Annotated in this window: 13 protein-coding genes; 6 read left to right on the top strand and 7 right to left on the bottom strand. The window is 66.6% G+C overall.

Annotated elements, in window-relative coordinates:
• From IP68_RS17270 to IP68_RS17250, 5 genes are all read right to left on the bottom strand, one after another.
• A partial coding sequence (locus IP68_RS17270; RefSeq protein ID WP_054136264.1) for a hypothetical protein occupies positions 1-1,203 on the bottom strand: 1,203 nt, incomplete at its 3' end.
• Positions 1,193-1,579 (bottom strand): GtrA family protein, encoded by a 387-nt coding sequence (locus IP68_RS17265; RefSeq protein ID WP_197275849.1) that lies wholly within the window; start codon positions 1,577-1,579, stop codon positions 1,193-1,195. The genes IP68_RS17265 and IP68_RS17270, both read right to left, overlap by 11 nt.
• A 1-nt stretch (position 1,580) precedes the next feature.
• Entirely contained in the window at positions 1,581-2,315 is a 735-nt protein-coding gene (locus IP68_RS17260) for a bifunctional 2-polyprenyl-6-hydroxyphenol methylase/3-demethylubiquinol 3-O-methyltransferase UbiG (RefSeq protein WP_054136262.1), read from the bottom strand.
• A 4-nt stretch (positions 2,316-2,319) separates the two neighbouring features.
• Positions 2,320-3,309 (bottom strand): glycosyltransferase family 2 protein, encoded by a 990-nt coding sequence (locus IP68_RS17255; RefSeq protein ID WP_054136261.1) that lies wholly within the window; start codon positions 3,307-3,309, stop codon positions 2,320-2,322.
• Between the two features lie 205 nt (positions 3,310-3,514).
• Positions 3,515-4,210 carry a tRNA (guanosine(46)-N(7))-methyltransferase TrmB gene (locus tag IP68_RS17250; protein ID WP_054136260.1) on the bottom strand — a complete coding sequence of 232 codons (696 nt, stop codon included), beginning with the start codon at positions 4,208-4,210 and terminating at the stop codon, positions 3,515-3,517.
• Positions 4,211-4,357: 147 nt separating this feature from the next.
• Between IP68_RS17250 and IP68_RS17245 the strand changes: the two genes are divergently transcribed.
• From IP68_RS17245 to IP68_RS17230, 4 genes are all read left to right on the top strand, one after another.
• Positions 4,358-6,070 (top strand): long-chain fatty acid--CoA ligase, encoded by a 1,713-nt coding sequence (locus IP68_RS17245; protein WP_054136259.1) that lies wholly within the window; start codon positions 4,358-4,360, stop codon positions 6,068-6,070.
• A gap of 110 nt (positions 6,071-6,180) precedes the next feature.
• The gene (locus IP68_RS17240; RefSeq protein WP_054136265.1) at positions 6,181-6,579 is read left to right on the top strand and encodes a hypothetical protein; all 399 of its coding nucleotides are present in this window, start codon (positions 6,181-6,183) and stop codon (positions 6,577-6,579) included.
• Positions 6,580-6,629: 50 nt separating this feature from the next.
• Positions 6,630-7,976, top strand: coding sequence for a TldD/PmbA family protein (locus tag IP68_RS17235; protein WP_054136258.1), 1,347 nt, complete (start codon positions 6,630-6,632; stop codon positions 7,974-7,976).
• A gap of 3 nt (positions 7,977-7,979) precedes the next feature.
• Positions 7,980-9,449, top strand: coding sequence for a DUF4403 family protein (locus IP68_RS17230; protein ID WP_054136257.1), 1,470 nt, complete (start codon positions 7,980-7,982; stop codon positions 9,447-9,449).
• Between the two features lie 7 nt (positions 9,450-9,456).
• On the opposite strand, the gene fghA is transcribed toward IP68_RS17230, so the two are convergent.
• Positions 9,457-10,308, bottom strand: coding sequence for an S-formylglutathione hydrolase (gene fghA, locus IP68_RS17225; RefSeq protein WP_054136256.1), 852 nt, complete (start codon positions 10,306-10,308; stop codon positions 9,457-9,459).
• Positions 10,308-11,420: an S-(hydroxymethyl)glutathione dehydrogenase/class III alcohol dehydrogenase gene (locus IP68_RS17220; RefSeq protein ID WP_054136255.1), complete on the bottom strand. Its 1,113-nt coding sequence runs from the start codon at positions 11,418-11,420 to the stop codon at positions 10,308-10,310. The genes fghA and IP68_RS17220 overlap by 1 nt, the downstream gene beginning before the upstream one ends.
• Before the next feature lie 109 nt (positions 11,421-11,529).
• Here IP68_RS17220 and IP68_RS17215 point away from each other — a divergent pair, with 109 nt between their 5' ends.
• Positions 11,530-12,405 carry a LysR family transcriptional regulator gene (locus tag IP68_RS17215; RefSeq protein WP_054136254.1) on the top strand — a complete coding sequence of 292 codons (876 nt, stop codon included), beginning with the start codon at positions 11,530-11,532 and terminating at the stop codon, positions 12,403-12,405.
• 138 nt (positions 12,406-12,543) lie between these two features.
• A complete protein-coding gene (locus tag IP68_RS17210; RefSeq protein ID WP_054136253.1) occupies positions 12,544-14,565 on the top strand; it encodes an ATP-binding protein in 2,022 nt (673 codons plus the stop codon).
• Positions 14,566-14,649 lie beyond the last annotated feature (84 nt).

The following is a 14,649-nucleotide window of genomic DNA, read 5'->3' as shown; positions in this document are numbered from 1 at the left end:
CCCCAGCCAGTGCGCGGGATAGCGGCTTGCCCAGCGGGCGGAGGTCCGGTTGACCAGCGGGAAGCCTGCCGCCACATCCGCGCTCAGCACCGCGATCCGCATCCCGGGCTCGGGAACGAACGCGGCAAGATCGTCGGCCAGCGGATTGCGATAGGGGCCACGGGCGATCTGGTTGCCGAGCGCCAGCAGCACGACCGCGCCGAGCAGCACCGCGAGCAGGCGATCATTGCTCCGCCAGGCCCGGCGCTGCGGAACGATCCACGCCACCACCAGCAGCAACAGCGCGGCAAGCGGCAGCACGTGATAATCCCAGCCCTTGTTCTGGATGACATAGCAGGCCAAGGCACCCGCCGCGCCGCCAAGCAGCGCGGTCAGCACCGGATCGAGCACGCTGCGGTGGCGCAGCGCGATCCATGTGGCGATCAGCACGGCGCCGATCTCCGGCCGCAGCCACAAGGCGAGCGGATGGCCGTCATAGGCGGCATAGACCAGCCGCGCGGGCGGCACGATTTCGCTGAGATAGGCGGGGTGGACCAGCACGATCAGGCCGACATAACTCAACAAAGCGATGCCGATCACCAGATTGGGCAGATCGAACAGCCGCTGCCATTGCCGGTCGCGCGCCACCCTGGCGAGGATGATCCCTGCGGGGACCAGCAGGAAATAGGGCTTGAGCATCAGCCCCAGCGCCGCGGCGAGCGCGATCGCAATCCGCTCTGCAGGAGTGCAACGGGGCCCCTGATCGCCCAGCGCCAGCACCAGCAGATAGGGCATCGCCAGCATCAGCATCAGATGCTCGCGCTGGCCGAACTCGGCGATCGGCAGCACGAAAAACGTCGCCAGCACCGCTGCAAACAGCATCGTCCGCTGCGCCCCGGCCAGCGCCGAGCGCGCGAGCAGACGGATGATCCAGGCCGCAGACAATGCGCCGATGACAATGCAATAGGCAGCATAGGCCTGGCTCGCAGTCAGCGGGAGAATGCGCAAGAGCAGCACGGCTGGCGCAGTCAGATAGAAGCTCAGCGGCGGATTGATCTCGACGATATCGCGGAAGAGCTGCGCGCCATCGAGCCACATTCCGGTCGCCACCAGATACCAGCTGGCATCATGGGTCAGCGCGAAACGGGGATAGGCGAGCAACGCGGCCAGCACGATGATCGCGAGCGCGAACCACTGCAGGCGGGTCGAAGCGTCAGTGCGCATCCGGCACCGCCGCGAATGCCCACAGCTTGGCGAGCAGGAAGGTCGCAGGCGGAACGACCAGCACCACCAGCAGCAGATAGACCCACAGCGCCAGGCCCAGTCGCTCGACGCAAAGGAGGATGAGGCTGCTCACCACCAGGCTGAACAGGCTGACCAGGCCATAGCGGCGCGCGCTGCTCGCCCAGCCGCGGTTGGTGCGGAAGGTCAGCCGGGCGTTGCCGAGGAACGAGACGCCGAAAGCGCCTGTGGCCCCCAGCAGATTGGCGAGATAGGGGTCGGCCCCCGCCCGGATCAAGGCCCAGGCGATCAGCACATGGGTGAGCGTCGCTGCGATCCCCACCGCGCCGAACGAGAGCAGCTCGCGCAGCCAGGCCATGTCACTGTCGCGCCGGGCGCGCGACCGCATAGAGCGACAGGCCGATGGGCAGGCCGATCCGCCCGACCAGATGCCTTTCCAGCCGGAAGACACCGCCGAGCAGCCGGTTGAGCCAGGGCCCTGGCATGGTGTCCGGCTTGCCCGCAGCCCGGGTCAGCCGCGCGGCGAGCCGCTGCGCCATCGCCAGCGGAAACAGCAGGCCGTTGAAATAGCCGATGCTGGCAGGCGCATAGCCTGCCTGGCGCAGCAGCCGGTCCAGCCCCGCGCGGGTATAGCGCCGGTGGTGATGATGGATTGCGTCATGCGCCGACCACAACCAGGGCAGCGCGGGCACGGTGATCAGGATGCTGCCATCGACCCCCAGCCGCTGGCGCAGCGCGACGAGCGCGCCATGGTCGTCTTCGACATGCTCGAGCACGTCGAGCATCGCGATCAGGTCGAACCGCTCGCCCTCGAACCCGATCCGGTCGGGCAGCAGCCCCGGCGCCACCTGGCGTGGTGCACGAAGCGAGGCATAGGCGCGCGCGTCGTCATCGAGCTCGAACGCGTCGATGTCACCGAACTGGGCCAGCATGGCGAGGTTGCCGCCATAGCCGCAGCCGGCCTCGAGGATCCTGGGCCGCTCGGGCAGGCGCGCGAAGGTGCGGATCAGCCGCGCGACGATAGCCCGGCGCCCGACAAACCACCAGTGCCGGTCCTGCAGGTCGCGCAGCGAGTGATAGGCAGCAGCTTCCACCGGATCAGAACCCGACCTTGTCGGCGACGATGTACAGCGGGCGGCCGCGCACCTGCTTGGCGATGCGGCCGATATATTCGCCCATCAGCCCCAGGCTGAGCAGGTTGAGCCCGCCCAGCATCAGCACCGCCGCCATCAGCGAGGCATAGCCGGGCGTATCGACACCGAACAGCACGGTGCGGATCACCAGAAATCCGGCATAGCCAAAGGCGAGCAGCGAGATGACGCTGCCCAGGATCGTCCAGATGCGCAGCGGGAAGGTGGTCGATGCCACGATGCCGTCAATCGCCAGCGCGAGCAGCTTGGAGAATTTCCATTTGGTGTCGCCCACCGCGCGCTGCGGTCGGACATAGTCCAGCGTCTCGGTGCGAAAACCGATCCACGAGAACAGCCCCTTGTTGAAGCGGCTGTGCTCGGTCATCTGGTTGAGCGCATCCACCGCGGCGCGGTCGAACAGCCGGAAGTCGCCGACATCCTCGGCGATCGGATGGTCGGCGAGCGAATTAATCGCCTTGTAGAACAGCTGCGCGCTCGAGCGCTTGAACATGGTGTCGCTGCTGCGGTCGCAGCGGCGGGCGTTGACCACCTGCACGCCCGTTTGCCAGCGATCGATCATCGGGCGCAGCAGTTCGGGCGGGTCCTGCAGATCGACGTCCATCGGCACCACCGCATCGCCGCGCGACGCCTTCAGGCCAGCGCTGAGCGCGGCCTCCTTGCCGAAATTGCGCGACAGCTGGACCAGCTTGACCCGCTTGTCGCCGGCGCACAGCCCGCGCAGCACGGCGGCCGTGGCATCGGTGCTGCCATCGTCGACGAAGATGATCTCGAGCCGTGGACGGTCTTCGAGCACCGGCCACTGGCTCTGGACCATGCCGTCGATCGCCTGGACGAAGGGGATGACCGCGTCCTGCTCGTTGAGCACCGGAACGATCAGCGACACCAGCGGCCGCGTCACCGCCTCGGGCGCCGCCTCGAAGGTCAGCCCCTCGATCATGTCGCGATCCCGCACGGGGCAGCACCGCCGGAAGACGCGGCCCTGCAAGGGTATTGCTGGCTCATCAACGCCATGGGTGGTCCGCCGTTCTGGTCTGGTGCCAGGCTAGATAAGCGGATCATGGTTACCGAAAGGTAAAAATGCAGCCTTTGTGCCGCGTTCACGCCAGAATGGCGGGCATCGCCGACCGGCCTTGGGGCTGCACCTATTTGCGGCGGTAGCGGAAGTACCACACCTCGTGTCCCTGCGCGCGCGCCTTGGCCTCATAGCGGGTTTCGGGCCAGCCGCCGGGGCGGACGAGAAAGTCCCTCGGCCGCTCGCACAGCCAGTCGAATTGCGGATGGCCGTTCATCACCATCATCGCATGCGCGACATAGATCGGGTGATCGGTGCCGAAGCGGAATTCGCCGCCGGGCTTCAGCTTGGCCGCGATCAGGTTCACCGGGCCCGAATTCATCATCCGCCTTTTGGCGTGGCGCGCCTTGGGCCAGGGATCGGGGTGGAGCAGATAGACGAAGCTCAAGCTTCCGTCGGGAACGCGCTCGAGCACGTCGATCGCGTTGCCCATGTGAAGGCGGATGTTGGCGAGCGTGTGCTCGCGGACATGCTGCAGCGCGCCGACCACGCCGTTGAGAAACGGCTCTGCCCCGACAAAGCCGTGATCGGGCAGCATGTCGGCGCGATACGCCATATGTTCGCCCGCACCGAAGCCGATCTCGAAGTGCAGCGGGCGATTGTCGCCAAACAACCGCTCGGACGTGATGTCGCCGTCTTCAGGCACGGTGATCTGCGGCAGCAGCCGTTCGACCAGATCGGCCTGGCCGATGCGCAATTTGTGGTTCTGCTGGCGGCCATAGAGCCGCCGCACGGATACAGGATCACCGGGTTTGTACGCAGTCATGCGCCATGCGCTTAGCGAACGACGCTCGCGATGCAAGCGGCTATCGCCGGGCGCGCATGGGTGATTGACGTTTTCTATCGCTGTGCTGCGACGGTCCGAATGGCTTGCGGCTTGTGCCAAAGCCGGGTCTTATTTACAGTCGTGTCAATGACTGACAGCGCCCTCCCCGCCTCGCCCGGGTCCGTATCGAGCGACCAGCCGATCTGGACAACGCATTACAACCACCCTTGCGCGTGGGACCAGCACTTCCCGCCGCTGTCGCTGCCCGAGATGCTGTTCCGCTCGGCCGAGCGCAAGGGAACGGCGCCTTTGCTCGATTTCATGGGCCGCAAGTACAGCTATGCCGAAACCGCGCAGGGCGCGCGCCGGGTAGCCAAGGGGCTGCAGGCAATGGGCGTGGGCAAGGGCGACCGCATCGGGCTGTTCCTGCCCAACGTGCCGCATTATGTCGCGGCCTATTATGGCGCGATGGCGGCAGGAGCGACGGTGGTCAATTTCTCGCCGCTCTATACCGTGGACGAGCTGGCGCATCAGGTCGCCGACAGCGGTACGACAATCCTGTTCACATTGTCCGCCACAGCCTTGCTGCCCACCGCGCTCAAGGTGCTCGACCAGTCGGGGCTGGAGCGGCTGGTTGTGGGCTCGGTCGCAGGCGCGCTGCCGGCGGGCAAGGCGCTGTTCTACCGGTTGTTCAAGGGCAAGGAGACCGCCGAGCGGCCCGACGACCCGCGCATCACCAGTTTCTCGTCGCTGATCGACAATGACGGGGCGTATGCCCCGGTGCCGATCGACGCGACAACCGACATCGCGCTGTTCCAGTACACCGGCGGCACCACCGGCACCCCCAAGGGCGCGATGCTCAGCCACCAGAACCTCTCGGCCAATGCCCGGCAGGTCAATGCGATCGATCCGCGCAAGGACGACGCCGACGACCGCATCCTGGGCGTGCTGCCGTTCTTCCACGTCTTTGCCAACACCTGCGTGCTTAACCGCACCGTGCTGAACGGCGGCGAGATCGTGATGCTGCCGCGCTTCGAGGCGGTGGCGGCGCTGAAGGCGATCACCCGAACCAAGGTTACCGCGCTCCCCGGGGTGCCGACCATGTACCAGGCGCTGCTCGACAACCCCCAGATCGCGAAAACCGATTTCGCGTCCTTGCGCGCCTGCATCTCGGGCGGCGCACCGCTCGCCGCAGAGGTCAAGGCGCGGTTCGAGGAGGTCACCGGCGCGAATGTGGTCGAAGGCTATGGCCTCACCGAAAGCAGCGGCGTGGTTTCGACCAACCCCTATGAAGGGCTCAACAAGCCCGGCACCATCGGCCAGCCGCTGCCCGGCACGATCGTGCGGCTGGTCGACAAGGAAGACCCCGGCAAGCAGGTAGCCCCGGGCGAGCCGGGCGAGATCATCTTTGCTGGACCCCAGGTGATGCGCGGTTACTGGAACCGGCCCGATGCGGATGCCGAAGTGTTCATCGGCGAATTCCTGCGCACCGGCGATGTTGGGCAGATCGACGAGGACGGCTATATCCGCATCGTCGACCGCATCAAGGACATGATCGCAGTGGGCGGGTTCAAGGTGTTCCCAAGCCAGATCGAGGAGGTGCTGTATCGGCACCCTGCGGTCAAGGAGGCGCTGGTGATCGGAATCCCCGATCCCTATCGCGGCGAGAGCCCCAAGGCGTTCGTCGCGCTGCAGGACGAGGCCGAGGTCGATGGCCCGGCGCTGATGGCATGGCTGAACCCGCAGCTTGGCAAGCACGAGCGCGTCGCCGCAGTCGATGTCCGCGATGCACTGCCCAAGACGCTGATCGGCAAGCTGGACCGCAAGGAGCTGCGCCGGGCCGAGGGAATCACCGCCTGATCGCCCGGACGGCGGTCAGGTTAACGCCCCTTGCCAAGCTGTCATGTGAGTGACACACTCATTCTGGTGCAGATTTTCAGACTCTGCCCGAGGCAGTCATGGGGGACATGATGACCAATGCTATCGAAAGGCGGTTCGAGGCCGCGCGCTACAATTCCACGCACGTCAAACCCGTCACGCCCGAGACGGTATGGGAGCGACGGATCAGCAACCATGTGGCCTATGCGCTGCTCGCCTATACCGGCCTGCAGATCTTCGTGGTGATGGGCGCGATCAAGGGCGAGGGCATGTCGATCCTGCCCTATCTGGGTCTGGTTGTGCTGGTCGGCCTTGTCATTCCGCTGTGCCGACGGATGGAAAAGCGCTGGCAGACGCTGTCGCGCAGCGATGCGTCCGAAGCCACGCTGACTGCGGCCTTCCGCAGCGACCGGCTGGGCATCTGGCTGTTCGCGATCGGCTTTCCCTTCGCCTTTGTGGCACTGGTCAAGGGCCTTGCGGCGCTGTTCTGAACCGCGCCGGTTCGATTGACCAACGTACACCGGCAGCTTAAACGCTGCTGATGCAAACCCCCGAACAAGCCAGGGATCTGGCGCACGATCTGGTGTCCCGCGCTCTTGCCGCCGGAGCCAGCGCGGCCGACGCCGTCTTCGCCTGCGATGCCTCCACCGATGTGCAGATCCGCCTGGGTGCGCTGGAAGACGTCCAGCGGTCCGAAAGCGCCGCGATCGGCCTGCGGGTGTTCGATGGCAAGCGCTCCGCCAGCGTATCGGGCGCGGATGTCACGGCTGCGGGCCTTGCGACATTGGCAGAGCGCGCGGTGGCGATGGCGCGGCTGGCGCCCGAGGACGCCTATGCCGGGCTGGCGCCTGCCGAGCTGCTGGCACGCGGGCCGCTTCCCGCGCTCGATCTTGACGATGAGCAGGACCCCGACCCTGCGCTGCTGCGCGATCTGGCCGAGCGCTGCGAGGCGGCGGCGCGCGCCGTGCCGGGCGTCACCAATTCGGAAGGCGGATCGGCAGGCGCGGTGCGCTCGGTCATGGCGCTCGCCACCAGCCACGGCTTTGCCGGCAGCTATGGCGGCAGCCGCTATGGCATCGGCGCCAGCGTGCTGGCCGGCGCGGAAGGCGCGATGGAGCGCGATTCGGCATCGCACACGGTGCGGTTCCTCACCGATCTGGAATCGCCCGAGGCCATCGGCCGCCGCGCGGGCGAGCGTGCGGTGGCGCGGCTGGGCGCGGGCAAGATCAGCAGCGGACCGATGCCGGTGGTGTTCGACCGCCGCGCGGGCGGATCGCTGATCGGATCGCTGATCGGCGCGATCTCGGGCAGTGCGATCGCGCGCAAGACCAGCTTCCTGCTCGACAAGCGCGGCAAGGCGATCTTCGACAGCGCGGTGACCATCCTGGACGATCCGCACCGGGTGCGCGGGCTGCGCTCGCGCAGCTTTGATGGCGAAGGCCTGCCCACCCGGCCCTGGCGCGTGATCGATCAGGGCGTGCTTACCGGATGGATGATGGACAGCGCCGCTGCCCGCCAGCTCGGCGAAGCGCCGACCGGCCATGCCGCGCGCGGGATCAGCGGCGCGCCTGCCACCGGAGCCAGCAACCTGCACATGGAAGCAGGGCACGACAGCCCGGAGGCGCTGATGACGGGGATCGCAACCGGCATCTATGTCACCGAACTGATCGGCATGGGGGTCAACGGCGTCACCGGCGATTACAGCCGCGGCGCGAGCGGTTTCATCATCCGCGATGGCCAGCTTGCCGAGCCTGTCAGCGAGATCACCATCGCGGGCAATCTGATCGACATGTTTGCAGCGCTGGTGCCCGCAGACGATCTCGAATTCCGCTATGCGGTCAATGTGCCGACGCTGCGGATCGACGGCATGGTCGTGGCGAGCAGCTGAGCGATGGCGGGGCGGATCACAACAGGGCTGATGCTGGCCGCCAGCCTGGCGCTGGCATCCTGCGGTGGGTGGAGCGACAAGGGCCAGCCGCCGCGCACCGACGATCGCATCGTGGCGCAGCCGCAGCCGTCTTTGGTCACGGTTCCGGTGGAGGCCGAGCTCGGCGATCTGGCCCGCGCAATGGAACGCAACGTTCCGCGCCAGCTGTGGCGGATCAACCAGCGCGACCAGATCTGCGTCGCCAGCAAGGGGGTCGATCTGGGGATCGCCACGGTCAAGACACCCAAGATCAAGTGCAACATCGTCGGCGAGGTCACCCGCGGATCGATCCGTGTCGGCGGATCGGGCAAGGAGCTGCGCTTTTCCTTCCCGCTCACCGCGGTCATTCGTGCCGAGGACATCGGCGGGATCCTCAAGCGCGAGACCGCCACCGCCAAGGCGATGGCGCATGCCGTGGTCCGGCTGGAGCTTGAGAAGGACTGGACCCCGCGCGGCACGGTCAAGCTGAGCTATGACTGGCTGACCGAACCGCATGTCGACTTCATGGGGCAGAAGATCAGGCTCACCGAGCCTGCCGAGCGCGAGCTGGCGCCGATCATCGCGAAGCTGGAGCGCGAGCTGCCCGGCGAGCTGGGCAAGATCGGCATCCGCCGTCAGATCGGCCAGGCCTGGGCGAGCGCGTTCACCTCGGTGGTGCTCAACGAGCGCAATCCGCCGGTGTGGATGCGGATCACCCCGCGCGAGCTGCAATATGGCGGCTATGAGGTCGCCAACGGCCGGCTGCGGCTGCGGCTGGGGATGCGCGCGCTCACCGAAACCTATGTCGGCAAGCGCCCGAAGCCTCGCCCTGCGACCGCGCTGCCGCCGATGGTGCCGCTCGCGGGCACACCGGGCGAGCTTGCCTTCTTCCTGCCGGTGTTCGCCGAATATGGCGAGCTCGAGCCGGTGCTGATCCGCGCGCTGCGCAAGCGATCAAGGCGCCCGTTCATGGTGCCGGGGCTCGAGCCGGTCGATGCGACGTTCAAGGCGGCGACGATCTATGGCACCACCGGCGGGCGGATCGCGGTGGGGCTTACTTTCACCGCGCACGAACGCGGCAGCAGGACCCCGACATCGGGAACGGTGTGGATGACCGGCAAGCCGGTCAACGCCGAGGATTCGCGCCGGGTGGGTTTCACCGATTTCGGCGTCACCGGCACCACCGACATGACCGGGGGCGACCTGATTCTCGACATGATGAACGCGCCCGGTGTCGCGCCGATGATCGCCGAGCTGCTCGCACAGAATTTCGAGCGCGATTACGCCGAGCTGCTGGGCAAGGTCGACCAGGCGATCGCCGCCAAGCGCAGCGGCGACATCGTCATCCACGCCGATCTGAAACGCGCGCGCACCGGGCAGCTTCAGGCCGCGGGCGCAGGGCTGTACCTGCCGGTCTGGGCCAGCGGCACCGCGAGCGTGACGATCGCGCCCTGAGGCCCGGTCAGCGCGTCAGGCGCGCGGCGTGCCAGCGCAGATGTTCTTCCATGAAGGTCGAGATGAAATAGTAGCTGTGATCATAGCCCGGCTGCATCCGCAGCGTGAGATCGATCCCGGCCTTTGCGCACGCCTCGGCCAGCAATTGCGGCTTGAGCTGTTCTGCCAGGAAATTGTCGGCCTCGCCCTGATCGACCAGAAGTTCAGGCACTCGCGCGCCATCCTCGATCAGCGCAACCGCATCGTGCGCGCGCCACGCCGCGCGATCGTCGCCCAGATAGCCGCCCAGCGCCTTCTGGCCCCAGGGCACCTGCGAGGGCGCGACGATCGGCGCGAACGCCGAGACTGCCTTGAACCGTTCGGGCAAGGTCAGGCCGATGGTCAGCGCACCATGGCCGCCCATCGAATGACCCATGATCGACTGGCGCGTCATGTCCGCGGGGAAGCAGTCGCCGATGATCGCGGGCAGCTCCTCGGTGACATAGCTCCACATCCGGTAATGCTGCGCAAAGGGCTCCTGGGTCGCATCGACATAAAAGCCCGCGCCCAGCCCGAAATCATACGCGCCGTCCGCATCATCGGGGACACCTTCGCCCCGCGGGCTGGTGTCGGGCGCGACGAAGATCAGCCCGAGCTCGGCGCAGGCGCGGCGGAACTCGCCCTTTTCGGTGACGTTGGCCTGGGTGCAGGTGAGGCCCGAAAGATACCACACCACCGGCAGCATCGCGCCCTCGGCATGATCGGGCACGAACACCGAGAAGGTCATGTCGGTGCCGGTGACCTCCGAGGCATGGCGCAGCACCGCCTGCTCGCCGCCAACGCTGCGGACGCTGGAGACGGTTTCGACCGCGACCGGCATCAGTAGACCACCACCGAGCGGATCGACTTGCCTTCGTGCATCAGGTCGAACGCGGTGTTGATCTCTTCCAGCCCCATGACATGGGTGATCATCGAATCGATCTCGATCTTGCCGGTCATGTACATGTCGACGATCTCGGGCACGTCGGTGCGGCCCTTGGCGCCGCCGAACGCGGTGCCGCGCCAGTTGCGCCCGGTCACCAATTGGAACGGACGGGTGCTGATTTCCTTGCCCGCCTCGGCGACGCCGATGATGATCGAGGTGCCCCAGCCGCGATGGCACGCCTCGAGCGCGGTGCGCATCACCTCGGTGTTGCCGGTGGCATCGAAGGTGTAGTCCGCGCCGCCATCGGTCATCGCGACGATCCTGGCGACGGTGTCCTCGCGGCTCATGCCACGCGTGTTGAGGAAGTCGGTCATGCCGAACTTGCGGCCCCATTCCTCGCGATCGGGGTTGAGATCGACCCCGATGATCTTGTTCGCGCCGGCAAGCTTGGCCCCCTGCAGCACGTTGAGGCCGATGCCGCCCAGGCCGAAGACCACGACATTGTCGCCCGGCTGGACCTTGGCGGTCTTGGTCACCGCGCCCACCCCGGTGGTGACGCCGCAGCCGATATAGCAGGCGCTCTGGAAGGGCGCGTCCTGGCGGATCTTGGCGACCGCGATCTCGGGCAGCACCGTGAAGTTGCTGAAGGTCGAGCAGCCCATGTAATGATAGATCGGCTGACCCTTGTAGCTGAAGCGCGTGGTGCCATCGGGCATCAGCCCCTTGCCCTGCGTCGCGCGGATCGCGGTGCACAGGTTGGACTTGCCCGACAGGCAGGTTTTGCACTTGCCGCATTCGGGCGTGTACAGCGGGATGACGTGATCGCCAGGCTTGACCGAGGTCACGCCGGCGCCGATCTCGCGCACGATGCCCGCGCCTTCATGGCCCAGCACGCTGGGGAAAATCCCTTCCGAATCGAAACCTTCGAGCGTGTAGGCATCGGTGTGGCAGATGCCGGTTGCCATGATCTCGACCAGAACCTCGCCTTCTTTGGGGCCTTCCAGATCGAGTTCGACGATTTCGAGCGGCTTCTTCGCTTCAAAGGCAACGGCGGCGCGGGTCTTCATGGGGCGAGGCTTTCCTGGCAGCGTGAGGGGTGACGGCATCCCCTATCATTGCCCCGCATATGCGTTAATATGCTAATTGATAAATAGACTATGGCAGAGGTGGGATAATATGTCGCAATGGGACGGCATCGACGAGTTCATCGCGGTCGCCACCACCCGCTCGTTCACCCGCGCCGCCAAGGCGATCGGCATGTCGCCCACCCATGTCAGCCGCGCGATCAGGACGCTCGAGCAAAGGGTGCAGGCGCAGCTGTTCCACCGCACCACCCGAACCGTGCGGCTGACCGACACCGGGCGCGTGCTGTTCGAACGCTGCGAGCGGATCGCGCAGGAACGCGACGAGGCGATCGCGCTGATCAGCCAGCAGGGCGAGCCGCAGGGCGAATTGCGCGTGACCTGTTCGACCGCGCTGGGCGAGCGCTTCGTCGCCCCCATCCTGCGCCGCTTCGCGATGCCGCACCCCAGGCTCAGTATCTCGATCGACCTCACCAACCGCGTCGTCGACCTGCTCGCCGAAGGCTATGATCTTGCGGTGCGCACCGGCCACGCCGCCGACCCCCGGCTGATCAGCACCCAGGTCGCCTCGCGCACGCTCTATACCTGCGCCGCGCCCGAATATCTGGCGCGCGCCGGGACCCCGCGCGAGGTCGGCGATCTCGAGCAGCATGAATGCATCATCGGCACGAGCGCGGCCTGGCAGTTCCGCCGGGCGGGCGCAGAGCTGATCCACACGCCGCACGGCCGCTTTCGCTGCAACAGCGGCCATGCGGTGATGGAAGCGTGCCTTGCCGGGATGGGGATCTGCCAGCTGCCCGATTTCTACATCCTGCCGCATCTGCGCGGCGGATCGGTGGCGCTGGTGCTGCAGGACTTTCAGCCCGATGACGAGCCGGTCTGGGCGGTCTATCCCCAGCGGCACCATCTGCTGCCCAAGATCAGCCGTGCGGTCGAATGCCTGCAGCGCGAGCTTTCGGCAGCGGTATAGCGGGGATGCAGCGCGGTTGAGCCGCAAATGCGACCCGCAACGCCCGACAACTCGACCGCCATGCTGGCTTTGCCGCGAGCGCGGCCTATATACACGCACAACCGGAGGCAACCAGCCGCCGGACGACCGGACAGGGACATGCTGCTGAACCTCAGCCACACCATCTTCAAGGGCGACGACGATGCCGCGCGGCTGGCCGCGCTGCGCGCCTATAAGCTTGACCCTGATGATGGCGATAACGCGCTGTACGCCGATCTGGTTGCCATTGCGCAGGCGCTGGGCGGATGCGAGTCCGCGTTCATCTCGATCGTCGAGGAAGAGCGGCAGTGGTTCAAGGCGGCCCGCGGCATCACGCTCACGCAAACCCCGCGCGCCATCGCCTTTTGCGACCATGCCATCCGTTCGCCCGAGGTGATGGTGGTGCTCGACGCCACCACCGATCCGCTCTTTGTCGACAACCCGCTGGTCACCGGACCGCCAAACATCCGCTTCTACGCCGGCGCGCCGATCATCAACGCAGATGGATATGCACTGGGCACCTTGTGCCTGTCCGACAGCGCGCCGCGTGAGCGGTTCGACGATGCCCCGCTGCTCGCCGCGCTGGCGCGGCAGGTCGCAGCATTGCTCGAACTGCGCAAGCAGCTGATCCATCAGCAGATCGCCGCAGACCTCGCCGCCGACCAGCGCGACCGGCTGTGGGATTCCTCGCTCGACATGATGCTGATCACCACCGTCACCGGCACATTGGTGGCGGGCAATCCGGCCTGGGAAAAGGCTTTCGGCCCGGTGCCGCTTGATGGCCGCGCGCATGTCAGCGACTATTTCACCGACAGCGCGCAGGGCGACCTGATCGCCGTTGCGAGCGGCGAGAGCGATGTCCAGACCGAGCGCGAGATGCGCGGCGCCGACGGACAGACGATCTATGCCAGCTGGAGCCTGGCGCGCGAAGGCGACCTGATCTTCGGCATCGCGCGCGACATCACCCGTGCGCGCGCCGCCGAGGCGCAGCTGGCGCAGGTGCAGCGGATGGAATCGATCGGCCAGCTCACCGGCGGCATCGCGCACGATTTCAACAACTTGCTCACCATCATCTCGGGCAATTTGGACATCGCGCAGAAGCGCATCGCATCGGGCCAGGTCGATCGCGCAGGCCAGGCCATCGCCAATGCCCGCGACGGAGCAAACCGCGCCGCCAACCTGACGCAGAGGCTGCTGGCCTATGCCCGCCGCCAGTCGCTCACCCCCACCAAGATCAAGCCTGCAAACCTGATCCGCGATCTGGTGCCGCTGGCATCGCAGGCGCTCGACGACCGGCACGAGCTCAAGGTCGAATGCCCCGACAGCCTGTGGCCGATCATCGTCGATGCCAGCCAGCTCGAAAACGCGCTGCTCAACCTGGTGGTCAACGCGCGCGATGCGATGGATGCGCCCGGCGAGATCACGGTGCACGCCGCCAATGCCGAACGCACGCCCGAGGATGCCGATGACGGTCATGGCGCGCCGCCGGGCCGCTATGTCCGCTTCTGCGTCAACGACACCGGCAGCGGCATTTCGCCCGAGGTCGCCAAGCACATCTTCGAGCCGTTCTTCACCACCAAGGATGTCGGCAAGGGCACCGGGCTCGGGCTTAGCCAGGTGCAGGGGTTCGTCGCGCAATCGGGCGGATTCGTGACGCTGGACACCGCGCCCGGCGAGGGCACCACGGTCATCCTGTGGCTGCCGGTGGCCGACGACGCCGAAAACCGCCCGGACCGCGGTTCAGCTGGCAGTGCCGACCCGGCCTGTCACGAGGATTGCACCATCCTGCTCGCCGAGGACAATGCAGCTTTGCGCGCGCATGTCTGCGATGTGCTGCAGGAAGCGGGCTTCAAGGTGATCGATGCCGAGGACGGCCAGGCCGCGCTCGACCGGGTGGATGCCAGCGGTACCCAGCCCGATCTGGTGCTGAGCGACATCACCATGCCCAGGATGGACGGCAAGACGCTGGCGGTCGAGATCCGCAAACGGTGGCCCGAAATGCCGATCGTGCTGATGACCGGCTATGCAGGCGGCGCACTGGACGGCGACTGCCCGCACAACCTCCTGATCACCAAGCCCTTTGCGCCCGACGATCTGGTCGCGCTGATCCGCAGGACACTGTCCGCGGTCCCGGTGGGCTGATCAAGCCATCGAAACGAGCGGGAATTGCACTCTCCCCTCCCGCTTGCGGGAGGGGTGGCTGAGCCGCAGGCGAAGACGGGGTGG

The organism is Blastomonas sp. AAP25 (assembly GCF_001295965.1).
GTDB classification, from domain to species: Bacteria; Pseudomonadota; Alphaproteobacteria; order Sphingomonadales; family Sphingomonadaceae; genus Blastomonas; species Blastomonas fulva.
The sequence above is the reverse complement of the archived record's forward strand: the minus strand, read 5'-3'. Positions and strand labels throughout refer to the sequence as shown.

Bases quoted from the DNA above. Each gene is read 5' to 3' on its own strand.
- IP68_RS17250 (WP_054136260.1), bottom strand. From the start codon at position 4,210: ATGACTGCGTACAAACCCGGTGATCCTGTATCCGTGCGGCGGCTCTAT.
- IP68_RS17210 (WP_054136253.1), top strand. From the start codon at position 12,544: ATGCTGCTGAACCTCAGCCACACCATCTTCAAGGGCGACGACGATGCC.
- IP68_RS17215 (WP_054136254.1), top strand. From the start codon at position 11,530: ATGTCGCAATGGGACGGCATCGACGAGTTCATCGCGGTCGCCACCACC.
- IP68_RS17245 (WP_054136259.1), top strand. From the start codon at position 4,358: ATGACTGACAGCGCCCTCCCCGCCTCGCCCGGGTCCGTATCGAGCGAC.
- IP68_RS17235 (WP_054136258.1), top strand. From the start codon at position 6,630: ATGCAAACCCCCGAACAAGCCAGGGATCTGGCGCACGATCTGGTGTCC.
- fghA (WP_054136256.1), bottom strand. From the start codon at position 10,308: ATGCCGGTCGCGGTCGAAACCGTCTCCAGCGTCCGCAGCGTTGGCGGC.
- IP68_RS17230 (WP_054136257.1), top strand. From the start codon at position 7,980: ATGGCGGGGCGGATCACAACAGGGCTGATGCTGGCCGCCAGCCTGGCG.
- IP68_RS17265 (WP_197275849.1), bottom strand. From the start codon at position 1,579: ATGGCCTGGCTGCGCGAGCTGCTCTCGTTCGGCGCGGTGGGGATCGCA.
- IP68_RS17240 (WP_054136265.1), top strand. From the start codon at position 6,181: ATGACCAATGCTATCGAAAGGCGGTTCGAGGCCGCGCGCTACAATTCC.
- IP68_RS17255 (WP_054136261.1), bottom strand. From the start codon at position 3,309: ATGATCGAGGGGCTGACCTTCGAGGCGGCGCCCGAGGCGGTGACGCGG.
- IP68_RS17220 (WP_054136255.1), bottom strand. From the start codon at position 11,420: ATGAAGACCCGCGCCGCCGTTGCCTTTGAAGCGAAGAAGCCGCTCGAA.